A 17,920-nucleotide genomic window follows, 5' to 3' on the forward strand; every position below is an offset into this window, starting at 1 on the left:
CTTCTTTAACAATACCTATCAACTCTCACAAAAATAAAAACCATAGTATTAATACTACGGTTTTATTTTTTAGAAATCTGCTACATTATGATAAACTTTTTGAACATCATCATCTGATTCGAGTGCGTCAATAAGCTTTTCAAAAGTTTCAAGGTCATCACCTTCCAATACTACTTCTGATTGAGGAATCATTTCAAGTTCAGTAACTTGGAATTCTTCTACACCATTATCGCGAAGTGCTTGGATACCTTTATGAAGATCTGTTGGGGCGGTATAAACTGTTATTGTTCCCTCTTCTGCTTCAACATCATCTACGTCTACATCCGCTTCAAGTAATTGTTCGAAGACAGTGTCAGCATCATCACCAGCAAAAACGATGACACCTTTTTTATCAAATAAGTAGGATACCGATCCTGAAGCTCCCATATTGCCACCGTTCTTACCGTAAGCAGTACGTACATTTGCTGCCGTACGGTTAACATTTGATGTCAAAGTATCCACAATAATCATTGAACCATTTGGACCAAAACCTTCATAGCGTCCCTCTACGAAAGTTTCATCTGTGTTTCCTTTGGCTTTATCAATCGCTTTATCAATAACATGCTTTGGAACTTGTGCTTGCTTAGCACGGTCCAAAACGAATTTTAGAGCTGAGTTTGACTCGGGGTCTGGTTCACCTTGCTTTGCAGCAACATATATTTCAACACCGAATTTAGCGTATACTTTTGAGTTAGCACCATCTTTAGCAGTCTTTTTGGCAACAATATTGGCCCACTTACGTCCCATTGGAAAATCTCCTTTGATTTCATTTTTAATAACCTGCTGGCTCATATTGGCAAGCAATCTTAATTTTAACTCTATTATTATAGCACTTTGATAGCAATTGGTAAAATGGAAATTCTATCACCAAGCTCTAGCATCTGTCTTATGTTTTAAGTAATCAATCCATCTACTATCCTTTACACGACACAAGGTAACTGATAAACCAGCCATATCTAAACTTGTAATTAGGTGGCCTGTTTTAATAAAAGGTAATTGTAAATCGTCTAAAGCCAGAAATTCCATGACAGCATTTGTAAAAAGTAATTCCTCCATTTTAGAACTTCCTCCAAGATTATTTATCAATAGAATGAATGCTTCTCCATCTTGCCAACGTAATTTCATTTTCAATTTGTTAACTAGTTCGTTTGCCAAATGTTCCATGGACACGAAAGGCATTGTCCGGTATCCTGGCTCACCATGAATACCGATTCCAAATGAGATGTAACCTTCTTCTAAATCAAAAACAGGTTGATGCTGACCTAAAATAGTGGCTGACTTACTTGCTACACCTAAAGTAGCCATTGAAGTTGTCAAAGATAGTCCTAGCTGTTCTAATTCATCTAAGCTTGCTCCTTCTAAAGCAGCTTGTCCAATAATTTTATGTAGCAACACAGTACCAGCAACGCCTCGATGACGAATTTTAAAATTTGATGTTTCAACAGAGATGTCATCATGAGAAACGATGTATTTGATTGGAATGCCTTCTTGACGAGCCTGTTCAATCGCTTGGGAAAATTCTTCCAAATCAGCTTCAAAATTTTTGATAATAACAAAGACACCTTTGCCTCGATTGATAAATCTAATAGTCTCTAGAATATCACTAGCACATGGTGGTACAAAAATAGGACCACTAATCGCTGCCGATAGCATTCCCTCACCAACATATCCAAAGTGAGCCGGCTCATGTCCGCTGCCTCCTCCTGATAAAATCGGAATTACTTGCTCGGATTGCCCTAAATAATGAATAGCGGGCAAATCTTTTATTTGCTCTACTTTAGGATTAGTTTTAGTGATTGCTTTTATTGTTTCAAAAACATATTCCATTTTATGATGTTCTGTTTTTCTCATATCCTTGTCCTAATAATTTTCTATTGATGTTCTGATAATTTTTTCAATGACTTTCCTATTAAATAATTCTTCTTTTGAGTTATTTATTAACTCATATTTTATAAAATAAGAGAGGGCTTTACTATGATAATTAATAAATGTAACTCTTTCTTTCTGATTAAAGTTAGATTTACTATAATCAGAAAGAAGCTTATCTACTAACTGCTCACAGTAAGACTCAAAATACGAAGAAAAATCATTTTGATCTTCAATTTGAAATAATTTAATATAGAATTCTTGATTCATTTTAAAAAAAGTCAACAACTCTGATAACAACTGAAAACCTGAGATATAGTCTAAATTATCCGTAACTTGTTCGCTTAATTCTGTTTGGAAAATCCATTCTAATAAAGCATATTTATCAACAAAGTGATTATAAAATGTTTGACGTCTAATACCTGCATCTTCCATAATATCACTCACCGATATTTTGTCAAAAGCTTGCGAAATAAATAAACGTTTAAATGACTTGGCTATTTTTTTCTTAGTAATAAGCGAAGAAGTCATAATTTCTCCTTTATTTTATATTGAATTGCTGATGATTTATTATGGTTTAGTGTAACATGATTTATGATTATTGAAAACCCTAACAAAGCGGACAAACAAGAAAATCTGTCCATTCCAGAAAAGGCTTACAAATTTTATAATAAAAGAGAATTAAACATAAAAGGAGTTTCCAAATGAAAAAAATTCTCAATCAACCAACTGATGTTGTTACTGAAATGCTAGATGGATTAGCATATGTTCATAATGATTTAGTACATCGCATAGAAGGTTTTGATATCATTGCTCGCAATGAAGAGAAGTCAGGAAAAGTGGCTCTCATTTCTGGCGGAGGAAGTGGACATGAGCCTTCACATGCTGGTTTCGTAGGCGAAGGAATGTTATCTGCAGCTGTGTGTGGTGCAGTATTTACTTCTCCAACTCCTGACCAAGTTCTTGAAGCAATTAAAGAAGCTGATGAGGGGGCTGGAGTTTTCATGGTTATCAAAAATTATTCAGGGGATATCATGAACTTTGAAATGGCACAAGATATGGCTGAAATGGAAGGCATAGAAGTTGCAAGTGTGGTCGTTGATGATGATATTGCAGTCGAAGACAGTCTTTACACACAAGGAAAACGTGGTGTAGCTGGTACGATACTCGTCCATAAAATTCTAGGACATGCTGCTCGTCATGGCAAATCACTTCAGGAAATCAAAGCTATTGCTGATGAATTAGTACCAAACATTCACACTGTTGGACTTGCACTAAGCGGGGCTACTGTTCCTGAAGTAGGCAAGCCAGGATTTGTTCTTGCAGAAGATGAAATTGAATTTGGTATCGGTATTCATGGTGAACCAGGTTATCGTAAAGAAAAAATGCAACCTTCAAAGGCTTTAGCGACAGAATTAGTTGATAAGTTAATTGAATCGTTCGATGCTAAATCTGGCGAAAAATATGGTGTCCTTATTAACGGTATGGGTGCAACCCCACTTATGGAACAATATGTCTTTGCTAACGATGTTGCCAAACTCCTTGAGGATAAAGGCATTGAAGTGAATTACAAAAAACTTGGTAACTATATGACTTCAATTGATATGGCTGGTTTATCACTAACCTTGATTAAACTGGAAAATCAAGAGTGGTTAGAAGCACTTAATAGTGACGTTACAACCATTGCTTGGTAATCATTCCTGTTAATTAGAACAAAAGGAAGGAACTCTTATGGAAGTAAAAACTGCAATAGAATGGATGCACACTTTTAACCAAAAAATTCAATCCAACAAGGACTATTTATCCGAACTAGATACTCCAATAGGTGATGGCGACCATGGTGGCAATATGGCGCGTGGTATGACTGCTGTTATTGAAAACCTTGATAACAATGAATTTAGTAGTGCTGCCGATGTTTTCAAAACCGTGTCCATGCAACTTTTAAGCAAAGTAGGCGGAGCATCTGGACCACTCTATGGTTCTGCATTTATGGGAATTACAAAAGCTGAACAGAGTAAAAGTACCATTTCAGAGGCACTTGGCGCAGGACTTGAAATGATTCAAAAACGTGGTAAAGCTGAACTTAATGAAAAAACAATGGTTGATGTTTGGCACGGTGTTATTGAAGCGATTGAAAAAAATGAATTGACTGAAGACCGTATCGATTCCTTAGTAGATGCTACAAAAGGGATGAAAGCAACAAAAGGACGCGCTTCTTATGTTGGAGAACGCTCAGTAGGACACATTGATCCAGGATCATTTTCTTCAGGATTATTATTTAAAGCATTACTAGAAGTTGGAGGTGTCTAATGTCTGATATTGGTATTATTGTTGTTTCTCACTCTAAAAATATTGCTCAAGGAGTTGTTGATCTTATTTCAGAGGTAGCAAAGGATGTCTCAATAACTTACGTGGGTGGAACAGAAGATGGTGAGATTGGTACTTCTTTTGATCAAGTTCAACAGATTGTAGAGCAAAATGATAAAAAGACGTTATTAGCTTTCTTTGATTTAGGTTCAGCAAAAATGAATTTAGAGTTAGTAGCTGATTTTTCAGAAAAAAATATTATCATTAACTCTGTCCCAGTAGTGGAGGGAGCTTACACCGCTGCTGCTCTTCTACAGGCAGGTGCTGACCTGGATAGTATTCAATCACAATTAGCTGAATTAACTATCAATAAATAAGGAGATATTATGACTCAATTTCTTGGGGAATTTTTAGGAACATTTATTTTGGTTCTTCTTGGGGATGGCGTAGTTGCAGGAAATGTGCTCAGTAAAACCAAAGAAGAAGGAACTGGATGGACTGCTATTGTTTTTGGCTGGGGAATTGCTTGTACCGTTGCTGTTTATGTTTCTGGATTATTCAGTCCCGCTCATCTAAATCCAGCAGTCACATTAGCAATGGCTTCTATTGGAGCAATTTCTTGGGGACAAGTTATCCCCTTTATCATTGCACAGATGTTAGGAGCAATGGTTGCGGCAACTATTTTATGGTTACACTATTATCCTCATTGGAAAGAAACAAAAGATAGTGGACTTATCCTTGCCAGCTTCTCAACCGGACCTGCTATCCGCCATACACCATCGAATCTCCTTGGTGAAATTATCGGTACTGCTATTCTTGTGATTACAATTATGGCAATTGGTCCTAGTAAAGTTGCAGCAGGTCTTGGTCCAATTATCGTTGGTATAGTTATTTTCGCAGTAGGATTCTCTCTTGGTCCAACAACTGGTTATGCTATTAACCCTGCACGTGACCTAGGGCCTCGTCTTATGCATGCTATCTTACCTATTGAAAATAAGGGTAACTCAGATTGGTCATACGCTTGGATTCCAGTTGTAGGTCCAATTATCGGCGGTGTCCTTGGGGCTATCTTATACAATATTGCTTTGACTTTAGTTTAACTAAAAAACCAGAAAGTTAATACTTTCTGGTTTTTCATAGTTGCAGTATGCTTTCAAAATAGAAAAAACACCAAAATACTTAGTGTTCTTTCTGGAGATTTTATGAAAAAAGTTTAGGATGTTTATAGTATAACCGCCCTTACTTAACGTTTCCTTAAAAGCTCGGTTATTAACATTACTTCCTAAATTACTATTTATATTCTCCAAGAAATGACTACTATTAAGCTAAAAAGCGCTATTGACATAGCGCTTTTTAGTCTAGTATTATTTAGTTTCAGTAGTAACTCCATCAAAATCTTCTTCATTTTCTTCAGCTTCTTCTCTTGTGGCACGGATAATACCATCTTTGTGATGAGCTGGACTGTAAATTGTATAGAGTTTTAACATCTCAGTTTCAGAAGTGTTAATTACGTTATGTTCAGCACCTGCCGGAACTATTATAGCGTCTCCATCTGCAACTTCATATTCATTACCATCAATGACAACCTTACCATGACCAGCTTCAAAACGGAAAAACTGATCATTTTCTGCATGAATCTCGCTACCAATTTCTCCACCAACAGGCAGTGTCATTAAAACGAGTTGACAATGTTCTGCGGTATAGAGGACTTGGCGGAAATTTGTATTTCCTAGTGTCAATTTTTCGATATTCCCATGAAATCCTTTCATAACGATACCTACCTTTCTATGCCTACAGTCTACTCTTTTTGCTCCTTACTGTCAAAAATTTAGATAAGAGTCTGACATTTTTAATAATATCTACTGTTCCTTGATTCCTATCATTTCATTGCAAACCTAAAATATAGCCTAATGACAATAGCTATCTATAGCTTTAGAAACAAATAATGCTGTTCCCTGGCCTCCCCAATTATCAATAGACTTTTGGAAACGCTCATCTTGGATGTACATTATTCCAAGACTTGCTAATAAATCGTTAGTGCAGTTGTAAAACTGAGCTGTGATATAATCTTGTAAAATCTGAACTTGTTTTTGAACTTTCTCATCTGTCGGAGAAAGTTCTTTCAACTGTCCAAAGTCTTTAAAAATCTGACTCATAGCTTGTGAAATCATTGAAAAATCATTCTTACTATGGCTATTTTCAAATTCTTTGTAACTATCTGTATCCCCCCAGCGTGTTCTAGCTTCCTCTTGAAATGCTTCTAATTCTTCTTGATTATAAGCTGTAAAATCTGACATATTTTTACCCCTCTGGATAGACTTTGCATGTTCAATTACTTCTTCTAGTCGCTGTTTCTTTAGTTCCAGCCACCTAATTTGATCAAGAAGTGCTTGATTACGATCATAATTTGGACTATCCATTATCTCTTTTATTTTTTTAAGAGGAAATTCCAGTTCCTTAAATAACAAAATTTCTTGTAACTTAATCAGTGATTCATCATCATAGTAACGATAACCATTCTCTCCTACAAATGAAGGAGATAACAAATCTATTTCATCATAATAATGAAGTGTGCGCACACTAATACCAGAAATGTGACTTATTTCTTTAACTGTTTTCATAATAACCTCTCTGTAAAGAGTATAATGTATAACGTTAAGTAAGGGTCAAGGGAAAAATATTATTTTGTGATGATTAATTTATAAAGCTTAAATCAAAGGTCACTTTGACTAACAGGTTGATAAAAAGGGATACGTCCCCATGTTTGCTCTGCTATATTAGCATTTCCCATCTGATAAACAGAATCTGCTCGTTGCGTCAAACTATCCCACGTTTGTGAACCAATCCTCGTCACGATATCCACAGACTTCTTCACAGACTTTAAATGCTGTTGACCTTTTTGTGTAAAACCTAAGACATGAATAGCATTTGGTATAGGACTTTCCACAGCATTTATCAAGATATAGGTTAATAAACGTCGAATTCTTGCTTTGGTATACCGTTTAGTTGCGACTTTATCAACTAACTCATCCACAGTCTCCACATAACGAATTTGACTTTTTATACGATTGGCTATCTCTTCATTCACTTGATAAATTTGTGTCAAATCAGAATGCGTCATTATCTGATATTTGAGTAAACTAAAATAATCTTGCCAAACTACTTGTGGACTATTCAAAAACAAGTCACTGTTAGGCATACCTTTTTCTACAAAGAAACGATCAGATTGATGTTTACGAAGACTTGTTGCAGAAGCAAATATCTCTGTTTTTTCTGATGAATGATAACCAGCTCCTTGACGTTGTATCGGATTTAATCGAATACCATTTTGGCTAGCTGCTTTGGTGTAGGCTAAGCCTAAAATGTGATTTGGGGTTTGTCCCGAAAATGTAATCCCTGCAAATTCTTGCCACATAGCTTGCATTTTTTGTGGATAGGAAAGAGAATCCGATTGTTTTTTCAAAAAAGCTTCCATCTCCTCTTTTTTATTCACATAAATATCCCCAATACGGGCATAATCAAGCATTTCTTCGGTACCGAAGCATAAGTTATCCACACCTAATCGTGCCAGGATAGACACAGCTCCACTAGCGAAATAATCCGCTGACTGTACCGAAACCAGAAAAGGGAGTTCAATCACTAAATCAGCACCATTTTCTAGTGCCATCTGGGAACGGGTCCATTTATCTACAATCGCCGGCTCACCACGTTGCATAAAATTACCCGACATGGCTATTACTTTTATGCCTTGAGCTTGTTCTAAAAGGTACTTATGCCCATTATGAAAGGGATTAAATTCGGCAACAATTCCTGTAACTGTCATACTTCTTTCTCTTTCAATTGATTATTTAAAGTAACAGCATCAATAATATCTAGGTGATAAGTTTTACGAAGGTATATGAGACGATCTGTTTCTTTTTCAAATGGTTTTAATGCCGATAATAAATCCAAATGAAGTTTAGGGTTCATCAATAATTCCAAAATAACTTTAGACTTTTTCTGACTTACCCGACGTTCAATAATATAAAGTATCCCAAATATCATCAGACAAGCGTATAAGAATATTATCATCTTTTTACCTCCAAATTATTACTTATTTATGAGCTACAAAAAACCAGCGAGCAGAAGTTGCAGTTGGTTTTTTATCTTCAAAATCTGCATACACCTTAACATCTTTAAAACCTGCCTGTTCAAGTAAAATATCATAAGTCAAAATATCATAAGTACGCTCTTCATGAACTTCATCATGACGTGTAAATCGACCATCTTCTTCTTGAACAAAAAATGTTAATTCATGGACAATAGAATGAGGTGCATCATCTTCATAAGTATCCCACACCATAGCAAAGTCATCTGCATTTTCATGATAAGAATAACCAGGAAATACTTTATCTGTTTGATAAGTCGAATGAACATCAAAAATAAAGACGCCATTTTCTTCTAAGGCCTTATAGACTTCGATAAAAACATCACCAACCTCGACTTCATCTTGCATATAACAAATAGAGTCTGAATAGCACGTGATGAGATCATATTTACCAACATTAGATAAATCTAACATATTTCCTTCAATAAACTGGATACTTTGGTGAGCAGAAGTTGCACGTTTTTTGGCAAGTTTCAGCATATCGCCACTAAGATCAAGTCCTGTAACAGCATAACCAGCTTGTGCAAATCGAACAGACTGAATTCCCGTACCACATGCTAATTCCAAAAGTTTTTTCTTACCTTTTGGAAAATGACGAAGTGAAAAATCAGTCCATTTAGCATATAAAGTATCATCCATGACAGCATCATAAACAGCTGCAAAAGTTTCATACGTTGCCATATAATAGTTCTCAAATCTTTCTTGATATTACATCTCTCAAAAAGCAGTCCCAAGACTGCTTAGCTTTATTCTGTCATAAAGACTTCAGCATCAAGCAATGGTGCTTCATGCCAAAGTTTTTCAAGGTTATAGTGCTGTCTCTCATCTTCAGAGAAGATATGAACCACGACGCTATTGAGGTCAAGAAGTACCCAACCAGCTTTACTATCGCCTTCAAGGTGGCTAGCATCCCCACCATTTCCTTTTACTTGTTCACGGATATTGTCTGCGATTGCTTCTAACTGCCTACTATTACTTGCACTCATAATCACAAAGTAATCTGCAACACTCGTTACAGGCTGTAAATCTAAAATTACAATATCTTCTGCTCGTTTTTCATCCGCAGCCTTAACGACTAGCTGTAGTAAGTCTTTTTCTGTCATTTTATTCCTCGTTTATTAATTTCAATAAGCTATCTTTTGCTACCATTGTCGCAAAACGATGATGCCAAATATTCTCGTAATGTTTTTTAATAGAATCCCCACTTAAAGTTGGTGTATCAAATGTTAGGTGTCCACCTTGTGGAATAAAGATATCATAACCATATTCAAAAGCAACTTTTACTGATGTATCAAAACAGTATTCTGTTTGAAGTCCCATCATGATTAATTGACTAATATGCTTACTTTGCAAGTAATCATGTAAATGAGTATCTTTAAAACAACTATTGTAAGTTTTATCAATTATTTTGTGATGCGTCACAAGATGTCGCTGTTCCCAAATTTCCCACTGTGGAGAACCTTGAGGCAATTCCTTATCATGATGCCTTATCCATATCACTTCACAATTAGAACCTTTGGCACTTAAAAGTAAATCATCTAAAAGCACTGCAAAATTTGTTAAATGCTTTGGTTTCTTATCCATAATACCTTGTTGGATATCAATTAGTAAAAGTGCACAAGTCATACTTTCCTCCAAAATGACCACTGCATCGCCAAACCTATCATGACCATTATTCAATAAAAGAATTAGTCGAGATAAGGTATATAAGCATTATAGGTTTCAATCGTTTTAGGATAGATAGGCTGAGCCTTACTTGCTAAAAACGCAACTGTTCTAGCAGTCTCATAAGCTACTGCTTTATTAAGGTCAACTTTCGCTAACTCACGAGCTTCTTCAACTCCTGGAAAATCTCGATTGTGTTCAATGTAATCTGCTACATAAACGATTTTATCCAATGTGGACATTTGGGCTGAACCAACAGTATGTTTTGCAATAGCAGCTAAAATATCTTGATCTTTGATAGCTAGATCCTCTTGTATTTTATAAATGCCAACAAGACCATGCCAAATATTATTACCCCATTTTTTTAGGTCGGGATCTGGTTGGTATTTATCAATTAATCTAAGAAATTCATCATCAGATAGTTCCTTAGCATAATCATGTAATAAAGCAGCTAGACCCGCTTTTTCCTTGTCATAACCATACCGTTCTGCTAACTCTATTGCAGCACGCTCTACTCCTAACACATGATTAAAACGTTTGTCGGACATCATATGACGCACTTTACTCAAAAGTTCAGTCCGATCTAAACCTGTGTAATCTTTGTAGGTCATTTGTAAAGACCTTCTTTCCTGATATAATCTAATACCTCTCTAGGCAGTAAATAGTTGGGCTGACGATTACTTTTAATAAATTGACGAATCATACTTGATGAGATATCCATCAATGGCAGATCCACCCAAATAACGGGATATGATGTACCAGCTTTATATTTTGGACGTTGAACACCAACAAACTGCACCATTTTAACAAGTTCATCAATACGATGCCACTTAGGTAGATATTCCACCATATCTGCCCCAATAATGAAATAATAATCAACATCTGGATTTTTTTCAATTAGAAGCTTCATCGTATCGTATGTATAGCTGATACCTTTACGTTCAATTTCAATTGGTTCAATAGATAAACCATCAATGCCTTCTATTGCTAATTCAAGCATCTTGAGACGATGCTGTTCATCAATTGTCTCTTTTTTATCAATATGTGGTGGCTGAAATTCAGGCATCAACAGAACTTGGTCTAAACACAATTGCTGACGTACTTGATCTGCAACAACAAGGTGGGCGTTATGAACAGGGTTAAAATTTCCTCCCATAATTCCAATTTGTTTTCGGTTAGTATCTCGCTTTTTCTCTTCTAATTCAACTTTTGTAAATGGTGTTAGCAATTCGAGTGCCATAATTCCTCCATGAACAAGTAGTATCTCTAAAAAAACAAACACTGATTATCATGATCAGCTATCATACGGAAGTGTAACTTAGGTAAATCGTTTTTTAGTTCTATACTCTATTTCTTAATCTATTGTAGTTTAGTTTGATTTTACTGCTTTTACTTTAACTGAAATTTTACGATTTTCTTTGCGCGCTGACTCTTTATAAAGAATCAAGATACGTCCTATTTTAAGGACAGTATCGCAGCCAATTTCATCTTCCAGAACTTCAGCGACATCGTGGATATCTTCATCGGTATTTTGTAAAAGGGTTACTTTGATTAGCTCACGTGCATCGAGTGCATTACGTACGCTTGTTTTGATTTGATCATTTAAACCATTTTTCCCAATTTGAATAATGGTTTTCATAGAATGTGCTTCTGATTTTAAGAAAGCACGTTGTTTAGATGTTAACATATTAGTTTCCTTTTTATCTATTATAGGATTATGACTGTATCATCAGCTAAATTAGATGAAAAACCGTCATATGTTGCTGGTTAATTTAGTTATTAAATTAAAGCTTTGCGTAAAACAACTGCCACGCCTTCTGGAGCCCAAGCAGCTACTACTACTGGATTTTCTGCTTCTGATTTCACACGTATCCAACCAAGACCCGAATAAACAATATCCATTTTATCTTTGATTGTAAATTCATGACGAACTAATTTAGGAAAATCTGAAACTTCCTTACCTGTTGGTGGTGTCAATAATTTTCCAACATGTTTAGTGTAAAATTCATCTGCTCCAACTAGTTTAGTGCGGTGTAAATTCAGGTTATTATCAAAATATGCCGTAAAACCTTGTTTTTGACCAGAAATAAAATCAAAACGTGCTAGGCCAGCCAAGAATAATGTTTGTTCTGAATTAAGCTGATAAGTTTTGGGTTTTATTTCTTTTTTAGGACTAACATATTTAAGATTTTTTGCTGTCAAATAATGAGCCATTTGATGACGATGAATAATACCCGGGGTATCAAAAATATAGCTACCATCATCAAGAGGTATTTCTATTTTATCTAACGTTGTACCTGGGAAACGTGAGGTCGTAATAACATCACGACTACCAGTAATTTCACGAATAATAGCGTTAATAAGAGTTGACTTTCCAACATTAGTAACCCCAACAACATAAACATCTTGACCATGACGATACTTTTCAATCGTATCAATCAAATCCTTAATAGCATGATGATTTTGGGCACTTGTCAAGATGACATCAACAGGACGAAGCCCCTCTTCATGAGCTCTCTCAGTTAACCATTGTGTTACTTTTCCATCTTTAACCGATTTGGGAAGAATATCTTTTTTATTTCCTACTAAAAGAATATCGTTTCCTGCAACGAAACGACTAAGACCAGGAATAATTGAACCATTGAAATCAAAAATATCAATGACATTCACCACAAGGGCATCACTATCTCCAACCTCATGTAGTAATTTCAAAAATTCATCATCAGTGATATGAACGTCAGTAATCTCATTATAGTGGCGCAATCTGAAACAACGCTGACAGTATAATTCTCCTGTCTCTAAACCTTTTTCAAGTGCTGCACGAGGTGTATAGCCAGCAGCATCTTTATTTTCAGTTTGAATCCTGGCTCCGCAGCCAATACAAAATAACTCTTCCATTAAATTCCTTTTTGATATACGATTTTACCGTAATTCTCTTCTATTTTTTTCCAAACGCGACGTTCACGTAAGCGATTGAACTTGGTATTCCAAGCATCAGATTTAACAATTGGTTTTACCAATACGGACTTTATTCCTGCGCGATGACTAGCACGAATATCTGTCATCAATTGATCTCCAACCATAATCACCTCGTCACGATCAAAGCCATAACGCTCAATTGCCATGTTTATACCACGAGTAAATGGTTTCATCGCACGACTTACAAAATCCACACCAAAACGTGATACTGCACGTTCTACGCGAGCATGATTGTTATTAGACACTACTACAACTGAAATATCCGCTGTTGTCATCTCATCTAACCATGCACGCACCTCAGCAGTACCATCTGGATTATTCCAAGCAATGAGTGTATTATCTAAATCAACTAAAACCGCACGAATGCCATGACGTAATAAATCTTCTGCTCTTAAATCATAAACTGCCTCAACCACGAAGGTCGGCCTATAATCATCTATACTCAATTTCATCTCCAAAAAATATATTTTACTATTCATTCTACCATAATTCTTAAGAGATAGCGAGTAAAGAAAAAAGGTCTTTAAAGACCTTTAAATTAGGGTTTCAACCCCAAAAGATACTATCTTACTCGTTTCATTTTCTTCAATGCAATTAAATCTTTGTAAGAGATTAGAGTTACAGCAAGAAAAATAAACAGCATCCCAAGTAAATCTATTGGATAAAAAATTTCTCCTAAAACAAGTACTGTCAAAAATACCGAAGAAACTGGCTCTACCGATGCTAATAAGCTACCCTTGACAGCACCTACAATACTAACCCCTTTAAGGAAAAAAGTGTAAGCAAAAATAGTCCCAATACCAATAATGCCAATATAAGCAAGTATACTCATCACATTAATTTGTAAGGGGTATTGCCACGCTTTTGTCACCAAACTAAATAAAATCCCACCTATAAACATTCCTGAACCAATAACAATCGTACTTCCCCATTCATGAATAAGTTTCACAGGTAATAAAATATAAATAGAATAAGTAATGGCGGAACCAAGCCCCCACATTAATCCTTTCGGTGTGATAGCTAAACTTCCTAACTTCCCATGCGTTGCAATCATATAGGTTCCTAAAATTGCCATAGCAATTGCTATTATTTCAAAAGATGTTGGTCTTTGTCTGTTTAGGATACAAACAATACTCAAAATAAGTATTGGTGCCATATATTGCAAAACCGTTGCAGTTCCAGCATTTGTTAAATGAATCGCTCTGAGAAAAGCATATTGATTTAAAACTAAACCAAATATAGAAAAAAGTAAAACCTGCTTTAAAAATTTTGGCTGTTTCCACGCTGCTACTAAATGCTCCTTTTGTTTTGATCTAGCTAAAGACAAGAGAAAGATACCTGTTATCAACAATCGTAAAGAAGTCAAAAGGTTAACGTGTACTCCGTGCGACATCAAGTATTGACCACTAATTCCAGAAATGCCCCATGCTAGTCCGGCAGCTAAGGTCATCATTGTTCCTTTTTCCTTTTTAGTCATTTTTCCCCTCATTTTTATTTCTTAAACACTGTAGTTAAAGTCATCTGATAAATATCTTAGCTTCTTAATTATTTATCCCTAGGTGTTCGTGCTAAATTAGCGAATAAAAACCAGCCAAAAGGCTGATTTCTATTCTTCTTTTAATTTTGCTAATTCTTGCGCTAACAGCTTCAGAGCAACTTGTGGATTAGCTTGTCCTTTTGTTGCTTTCATTAGATAACCTGTGAAGGCCTTATCAGCATTGCGTTTTCCTGACTTAAAGTCAATCACAGCAGCTTCATTATCTGCAAAGACTTGATGAATAATTGGGATTAATACTTCAGGATCTGAAATTTGAACTAAACCAGCCTTTTTAACGAATTCTTCAGCTGAACCACCATTTTTAGCTAAATGCACAAAAACTTTTTTAGCAATTTTGGATGAAATTGTACCGTCAGCAATCAAGCCAATCATCTCAACCAAATTCTCAGGAGTCAGACCAATTTCTTCGATTGATTTTGATTCACTGTTAAGAAATTGCGCCACTTCTCCTTGTAACCAATTGGAAACTTGTTTTGCATCACCCCCAATAGCAACAGCTTTTTCAAAGAAATCAGAAGTTGCTTTTGTAGCTGTTAATTGGCTAGCATCATAAGATGATAGACCAAAAGACGATACATATTTCGCACGACGTTCCTGTGGAAATTCTGGTAATTCTAAACGAACTTGATCAATCCATTCATCCGAGATATCAAATAGTGGTAAATCTGGTTCAGGGAAATAGCGATAATCTGATGAGCCTTCCTTGACACGCATCAAAATAGTCTCACCTGTTGTTTCATCAAAACGACGAGTCTCTTGCTGAATTTGACCACCAGATCGTAAAACTTGTGCTTGACGTTTTTCTTCATGTATCAAACCTTTACGTACATTATTGAATGAGTTAAGGTTCTTAAGTTCTGCTTTAGTACCAAACTCTTCTTGACCATAAGGACGAAGTGAAATATTGGCATCTACACGCATAGAACCTTCTTCCATTTTAACGTCAGAAATTCCAGTATATTGGATAATCTCTTTGAGAGCTGTCAAATAAGCATAAGCTTCCTCAGGAGAACGCATATCAGCTTCTGATACAATTTCAATCAGTGGAACACCTTGTCTATTAAGGTCAACATAGGAATAACCATCTGTCCCATGTGTATTTTTTCCTGCATCTTCTTCGAGGTGGGCACGCTCAATACGAATTTTTTTTCGTGTACCATCTTCTAATTCGATTTCAATCCAACCATTGTAACCAATAGGCTCATCAAACTGTGAAATTTGATAAGCTTTAGGATTATCTGGATAGAAATAATTTTTACGATCAAAATGCATGTTTTGATGGATATCCATATTCAAGGCAAGTGCCGCCTTGATTCCTGCATCAATAACTCCTTTATTCATGACTGGAAGGACACCTGGGAAAGACCAGTCAATTACATTTGTATTAGCATTTTGTTCCTGACCAAAATGAGCGGAAGAAGGTGAGAAAATTTTAGAGTTCGTATTTAATTCAACATGGACTTCAAGTCCAATGACTGTTTCAAAATTCATTAGTTCTCACCTCCAAAAATTTTAGGTTGTTGTTTATGATAATCTGTCGTTGCTTCGAAGGCAGCAGCAACCTGATATATTATTTCTTCACTGAATTTCGGACCAATCAACTGCATACCAACCGGTAGACCTTGATCAAAACCAGCAGGGATTGAAATACCTGGTAAACCAGCCAAATTAACTGGTATTGTTAGAATATCAGCTAGGTACATTGCAACTGGATCGTGATTTAAAGAATCTAAGTCAAAGGCTGTTGTTGGAGCTGTTGGACCTAAAATCAAGTCATAATCTGCGAAAACTTTTTCAAAATCTTGAATAATCAAACTACGAACTTGACCTGCTTTTTTATAATAAGCATCGTAATACCCAGAAGATAAACTGAACGTTCCCAGCATAATGCGACGCTTAACTTCGTCTCCAAAACCTTCAGATCGTGTATTGACATAGATATCATCCAAGTTTTTATAATTTTCTGTACGGTATCCATAACGAATACCATCAAAACGTTGTAAGTTTGAAGAAGCTTCCGATGAAGCAACAATATAATAAACAGCAACACCGTATTTAGAATGCGGTAAACTAACTTCCTCAATAACTGCACCTAGTTTTTCCAGATGTTTTGCGGCCTTAATAATCGTTTCTTTAACTCCTTGCGCTATTCCTTCTCCCAAATATTCTTTTGGTAAAGCAATTTTCATTCCTTGAATATCTTGACCAATTTTAGCAGTAAAATCGCCTACAGTACGCTCAGAAGAAGTTGAATCTCTTACATCATACCCAGAAATAACTGTCAAAAGCTGTGCATTCTCTTTTACTGTTTGAGACATCGGTCCAATCTGGTCAAGCGAACTACCGAAAGCAAACAAACCAAAGCGTGATACACGTCCGTAAGTTGGCTTCATACCAACGATTCCATTAAATGAAGCCGGTTGGCGAATTGAACCACCTGTATCAGAGCCCAATGATAAACGTACTTGTCCTGAAGCTACTGCTGCTGCAGAACCACCTGATGATCCTCCCGGAACTTTACTATGGTCCCAAGCGTTATTTGTCTTTTTAAAATAAGATGTTTCTGTAGAGCCTCCCATGGCAAATTCATCCATGTTTGCTTTACCAATCACAATCATATCTTTAGCATATAACTTTTCAACAGCCGTAGCATCAAAGATTGGCTCATAGTTATAGAGCATTTTAGAAGCAGCTGTTGTAAGAATCCCCTTTGTTGAAATATTATCTTTAACTGCTAAGGGAATACCTGACATAACATTATCAGCATCAATTCCTTTATCATCAATTTCTTTGGCTTGAGCTATTGCCATCTCATCAGAAATAGTAATAAAAGATCCAACCGCTTGTTCACGCGCATGAATATCTTCCAATGTAGCTTTTGTTAATTCAGTTGCTGAAATTTCTTTTTTAACGAGAAAATCATGCAACTGATCAATTGATTGATTATTAAACGACATTAGGCATCTCCTCCATCCTCAAGAATTGCAGGTACTTTAATATAATAATCTTGATGCTGTGGTACATTTTTAAATAAGTCATCACGATTATGGCCTGGTTGAGCAATATCTTCACGCATCACGGTTTTGCGATCTGCCATGGTCGTTGTTACTGGTACGCCTTCTGTGTCAACTTCATTTAAGAGTTCAATCATATCAACAATCTTTGACAAACTTGACGCAAATTCTTTAGTCTCTTGATCAGAAAAGCGCAATTTTGACAGATTGGCAACATGACGCACTTCTTCTTCAGAAATTTTCATGAGTTCTCCTTATCTCTGTATCATTTTCGTTTTAAGATAGTCTCTACTATTATAGCATATTAAACTCTCAATGTTATCACATTATCCCAGCTTTTCATAA

Annotated in this window: 23 protein-coding genes; 4 read left to right on the forward strand and 19 right to left on the reverse strand. The window is 35.9% G+C overall.

The window, feature by feature from the left end; translation table 11 throughout:
• Positions 1-69: 69 nt before the first annotated feature.
• From EGX96_RS02380 to dhaS, 3 genes are all read right to left on the reverse strand, one after another.
• Positions 70-786, reverse strand: coding sequence for a YebC/PmpR family DNA-binding transcriptional regulator (locus tag EGX96_RS02380; RefSeq protein WP_000532903.1), 717 nt, complete (start codon positions 784-786; stop codon positions 70-72).
• 117 nt (positions 787-903) lie between these two features.
• Positions 904-1,890, reverse strand: coding sequence for a DhaKLM operon coactivator DhaQ (dhaQ, locus tag EGX96_RS02390; RefSeq protein WP_001232461.1), 987 nt, complete (start codon positions 1,888-1,890; stop codon positions 904-906).
• Positions 1,891-1,899: 9 nt separating this feature from the next.
• Positions 1,900-2,436 (reverse strand): dihydroxyacetone kinase transcriptional activator DhaS, encoded by a 537-nt coding sequence (gene dhaS / locus EGX96_RS02395; protein WP_000204281.1) that lies wholly within the window; start codon positions 2,434-2,436, stop codon positions 1,900-1,902.
• Positions 2,437-2,609: 173 nt separating this feature from the next.
• On the opposite strand from dhaS, the gene dhaK reads away from it, so the two are divergent.
• Genes dhaK through EGX96_RS02420 form a run of 4 tightly spaced genes read left to right on the forward strand, consistent with a single transcriptional unit; the run spans position 2,610 to position 5,312 of the window.
• Positions 2,610-3,599: a dihydroxyacetone kinase subunit DhaK gene (gene dhaK / locus EGX96_RS02405; RefSeq protein WP_000722647.1), complete on the forward strand. Its 990-nt coding sequence runs from the start codon at positions 2,610-2,612 to the stop codon at positions 3,597-3,599.
• 37 nt (positions 3,600-3,636) lie between these two features.
• The gene (gene dhaL / locus EGX96_RS02410; RefSeq protein ID WP_000453282.1) at positions 3,637-4,215 is read left to right on the forward strand and encodes a dihydroxyacetone kinase subunit DhaL; all 579 of its coding nucleotides are present in this window, start codon (positions 3,637-3,639) and stop codon (positions 4,213-4,215) included.
• Positions 4,215-4,589: a dihydroxyacetone kinase phosphoryl donor subunit DhaM gene (gene dhaM, locus EGX96_RS02415; protein WP_001279899.1), complete on the forward strand. Its 375-nt coding sequence runs from the start codon at positions 4,215-4,217 to the stop codon at positions 4,587-4,589. The genes dhaL and dhaM overlap by 1 nt, the downstream gene beginning before the upstream one ends.
• Before the next feature lie 9 nt (positions 4,590-4,598).
• Complete coding sequence (locus tag EGX96_RS02420) at positions 4,599-5,312, forward strand: MIP/aquaporin family protein (RefSeq protein ID WP_000191476.1); 714 nt, start codon at positions 4,599-4,601, stop codon at positions 5,310-5,312.
• 264 nt (positions 5,313-5,576) lie between these two features.
• Here EGX96_RS02420 and EGX96_RS02425 read toward each other — a convergent pair whose 3' ends face one another.
• The 16 genes from EGX96_RS02425 to gatC form a co-directional block, all read right to left on the reverse strand.
• Complete coding sequence (locus EGX96_RS02425; protein WP_000675692.1) at positions 5,577-5,981, reverse strand: cupin domain-containing protein; 405 nt, start codon at positions 5,979-5,981, stop codon at positions 5,577-5,579.
• A 138-nt stretch (positions 5,982-6,119) separates the two neighbouring features.
• On the reverse strand, positions 6,120-6,833 hold the full coding sequence (locus EGX96_RS02430) for a MerR family transcriptional regulator (RefSeq protein WP_000859559.1): 714 nt from the start codon (positions 6,831-6,833) through the stop codon (positions 6,120-6,122).
• 92 nt (positions 6,834-6,925) lie between these two features.
• Positions 6,926-8,035: a nucleotidyltransferase gene (locus tag EGX96_RS02435; RefSeq protein WP_000218985.1), complete on the reverse strand. Its 1,110-nt coding sequence runs from the start codon at positions 8,033-8,035 to the stop codon at positions 6,926-6,928.
• Positions 8,032-8,283, reverse strand: coding sequence for a hypothetical protein (locus EGX96_RS02440; protein WP_000583229.1), 252 nt, complete (start codon positions 8,281-8,283; stop codon positions 8,032-8,034). Before EGX96_RS02440 ends, EGX96_RS02435 begins: the two co-directional genes overlap by 4 nt.
• Before the next feature lie 22 nt (positions 8,284-8,305).
• Positions 8,306-9,040, reverse strand: coding sequence for a class I SAM-dependent DNA methyltransferase (locus EGX96_RS02445; RefSeq protein WP_000257073.1), 735 nt, complete (start codon positions 9,038-9,040; stop codon positions 8,306-8,308).
• 65 nt (positions 9,041-9,105) lie between these two features.
• Positions 9,106-9,462, reverse strand: a complete 357-nt coding sequence (gene rsfS, locus EGX96_RS02450) for a ribosome silencing factor (protein WP_000136424.1) — start codon at positions 9,460-9,462, stop codon at positions 9,106-9,108.
• Between the two features lies 1 nt (position 9,463).
• The gene (locus EGX96_RS02455; protein ID WP_000128173.1) at positions 9,464-9,985 is read right to left on the reverse strand and encodes a cysteine hydrolase family protein; all 522 of its coding nucleotides are present in this window, start codon (positions 9,983-9,985) and stop codon (positions 9,464-9,466) included.
• A 62-nt stretch (positions 9,986-10,047) separates the two neighbouring features.
• Positions 10,048-10,635 (reverse strand): bis(5'-nucleosyl)-tetraphosphatase (symmetrical) YqeK, encoded by a 588-nt coding sequence (gene yqeK, locus EGX96_RS02460; RefSeq protein WP_000221169.1) that lies wholly within the window; start codon positions 10,633-10,635, stop codon positions 10,048-10,050.
• Positions 10,632-11,264: a nicotinate-nucleotide adenylyltransferase gene (locus EGX96_RS02465; RefSeq protein ID WP_001162767.1), complete on the reverse strand. Its 633-nt coding sequence runs from the start codon at positions 11,262-11,264 to the stop codon at positions 10,632-10,634. Before EGX96_RS02465 ends, yqeK begins: the two co-directional genes overlap by 4 nt.
• Before the next feature lie 129 nt (positions 11,265-11,393).
• Positions 11,394-11,711 carry a ribosome assembly RNA-binding protein YhbY gene (gene yhbY, locus EGX96_RS02470; protein WP_123957815.1) on the reverse strand — a complete coding sequence of 106 codons (318 nt, stop codon included), beginning with the start codon at positions 11,709-11,711 and terminating at the stop codon, positions 11,394-11,396.
• Positions 11,712-11,803: 92 nt separating this feature from the next.
• Positions 11,804-12,922, reverse strand: coding sequence for a ribosome biogenesis GTPase YqeH (gene yqeH / locus EGX96_RS02475; protein WP_000391739.1), 1,119 nt, complete (start codon positions 12,920-12,922; stop codon positions 11,804-11,806).
• Positions 12,922-13,449: a YqeG family HAD IIIA-type phosphatase gene (locus EGX96_RS02480; RefSeq protein WP_000020580.1), complete on the reverse strand. Its 528-nt coding sequence runs from the start codon at positions 13,447-13,449 to the stop codon at positions 12,922-12,924. The genes yqeH and EGX96_RS02480 overlap by 1 nt, the downstream gene beginning before the upstream one ends.
• A gap of 116 nt (positions 13,450-13,565) precedes the next feature.
• On the reverse strand, positions 13,566-14,480 hold the full coding sequence (locus EGX96_RS02485) for a DMT family transporter (RefSeq protein ID WP_000161968.1): 915 nt from the start codon (positions 14,478-14,480) through the stop codon (positions 13,566-13,568).
• Between the two features lie 129 nt (positions 14,481-14,609).
• On the reverse strand, positions 14,610-16,052 hold the full coding sequence (gene gatB / locus EGX96_RS02490; RefSeq protein WP_001008627.1) for an Asp-tRNA(Asn)/Glu-tRNA(Gln) amidotransferase subunit GatB: 1,443 nt from the start codon (positions 16,050-16,052) through the stop codon (positions 14,610-14,612).
• Positions 16,052-17,518 (reverse strand): Asp-tRNA(Asn)/Glu-tRNA(Gln) amidotransferase subunit GatA, encoded by a 1,467-nt coding sequence (gene gatA / locus EGX96_RS02495; RefSeq protein WP_000009530.1) that lies wholly within the window; start codon positions 17,516-17,518, stop codon positions 16,052-16,054. The genes gatB and gatA overlap by 1 nt, the downstream gene beginning before the upstream one ends.
• Positions 17,518-17,820 carry an Asp-tRNA(Asn)/Glu-tRNA(Gln) amidotransferase subunit GatC gene (gatC, locus tag EGX96_RS02500; protein WP_000703032.1) on the reverse strand — a complete coding sequence of 101 codons (303 nt, stop codon included), beginning with the start codon at positions 17,818-17,820 and terminating at the stop codon, positions 17,518-17,520. Before gatC ends, gatA begins: the two co-directional genes overlap by 1 nt.
• Positions 17,821-17,920 lie beyond the last annotated feature (100 nt).

Source organism: Streptococcus sp. FDAARGOS_520, from assembly GCF_003812685.1.
GTDB classification, from domain to species: Bacteria; Bacillota; Bacilli; order Lactobacillales; family Streptococcaceae; genus Streptococcus; species Streptococcus agalactiae.

Excerpts from the sequence above, each read along its gene's own strand:
- EGX96_RS02380 (WP_000532903.1), bottom strand. The coding sequence starts at position 786 with ATGGGACGTAAGTGGGCCAATATTGTTGCCAAAAAGACTGCTAAAGAT.
- dhaQ (WP_001232461.1), bottom strand. The coding sequence starts at position 1,890 with ATGAGAAAAACAGAACATCATAAAATGGAATATGTTTTTGAAACAATA.
- dhaS (WP_000204281.1), bottom strand. The coding sequence starts at position 2,436 with ATGACTTCTTCGCTTATTACTAAGAAAAAAATAGCCAAGTCATTTAAA.
- dhaK (WP_000722647.1), top strand. The coding sequence starts at position 2,610 with ATGAAAAAAATTCTCAATCAACCAACTGATGTTGTTACTGAAATGCTA.
- dhaL (WP_000453282.1), top strand. The coding sequence starts at position 3,637 with ATGGAAGTAAAAACTGCAATAGAATGGATGCACACTTTTAACCAAAAA.
- dhaM (WP_001279899.1), top strand. The coding sequence starts at position 4,215 with ATGTCTGATATTGGTATTATTGTTGTTTCTCACTCTAAAAATATTGCT.
- EGX96_RS02420 (WP_000191476.1), top strand. The coding sequence starts at position 4,599 with ATGACTCAATTTCTTGGGGAATTTTTAGGAACATTTATTTTGGTTCTT.
- EGX96_RS02425 (WP_000675692.1), bottom strand. The coding sequence starts at position 5,981 with ATGAAAGGATTTCATGGGAATATCGAAAAATTGACACTAGGAAATACA.
- EGX96_RS02430 (WP_000859559.1), bottom strand. The coding sequence starts at position 6,833 with ATGAAAACAGTTAAAGAAATAAGTCACATTTCTGGTATTAGTGTGCGC.
- EGX96_RS02435 (WP_000218985.1), bottom strand. The coding sequence starts at position 8,035 with ATGACAGTTACAGGAATTGTTGCCGAATTTAATCCCTTTCATAATGGG.
- EGX96_RS02440 (WP_000583229.1), bottom strand. The coding sequence starts at position 8,283 with ATGATAATATTCTTATACGCTTGTCTGATGATATTTGGGATACTTTAT.
- EGX96_RS02445 (WP_000257073.1), bottom strand. The coding sequence starts at position 9,040 with ATGGCAACGTATGAAACTTTTGCAGCTGTTTATGATGCTGTCATGGAT.
- rsfS (WP_000136424.1), bottom strand. The coding sequence starts at position 9,462 with ATGACAGAAAAAGACTTACTACAGCTAGTCGTTAAGGCTGCGGATGAA.
- EGX96_RS02455 (WP_000128173.1), bottom strand. The coding sequence starts at position 9,985 with ATGACTTGTGCACTTTTACTAATTGATATCCAACAAGGTATTATGGAT.
- yqeK (WP_000221169.1), bottom strand. The coding sequence starts at position 10,635 with ATGACCTACAAAGATTACACAGGTTTAGATCGGACTGAACTTTTGAGT.
- EGX96_RS02465 (WP_001162767.1), bottom strand. The coding sequence starts at position 11,264 with ATGGCACTCGAATTGCTAACACCATTTACAAAAGTTGAATTAGAAGAG.
- yhbY (WP_123957815.1), bottom strand. The coding sequence starts at position 11,711 with ATGTTAACATCTAAACAACGTGCTTTCTTAAAATCAGAAGCACATTCT.
- yqeH (WP_000391739.1), bottom strand. The coding sequence starts at position 12,922 with ATGGAAGAGTTATTTTGTATTGGCTGCGGAGCCAGGATTCAAACTGAA.
- EGX96_RS02485 (WP_000161968.1), bottom strand. The coding sequence starts at position 14,480 with ATGACTAAAAAGGAAAAAGGAACAATGATGACCTTAGCTGCCGGACTA.
- gatB (WP_001008627.1), bottom strand. The coding sequence starts at position 16,052 with ATGAATTTTGAAACAGTCATTGGACTTGAAGTCCATGTTGAATTAAAT.
- gatA (WP_000009530.1), bottom strand. The coding sequence starts at position 17,518 with ATGTCGTTTAATAATCAATCAATTGATCAGTTGCATGATTTTCTCGTT.
- gatC (WP_000703032.1), bottom strand. The coding sequence starts at position 17,820 with ATGAAAATTTCTGAAGAAGAAGTGCGTCATGTTGCCAATCTGTCAAAA.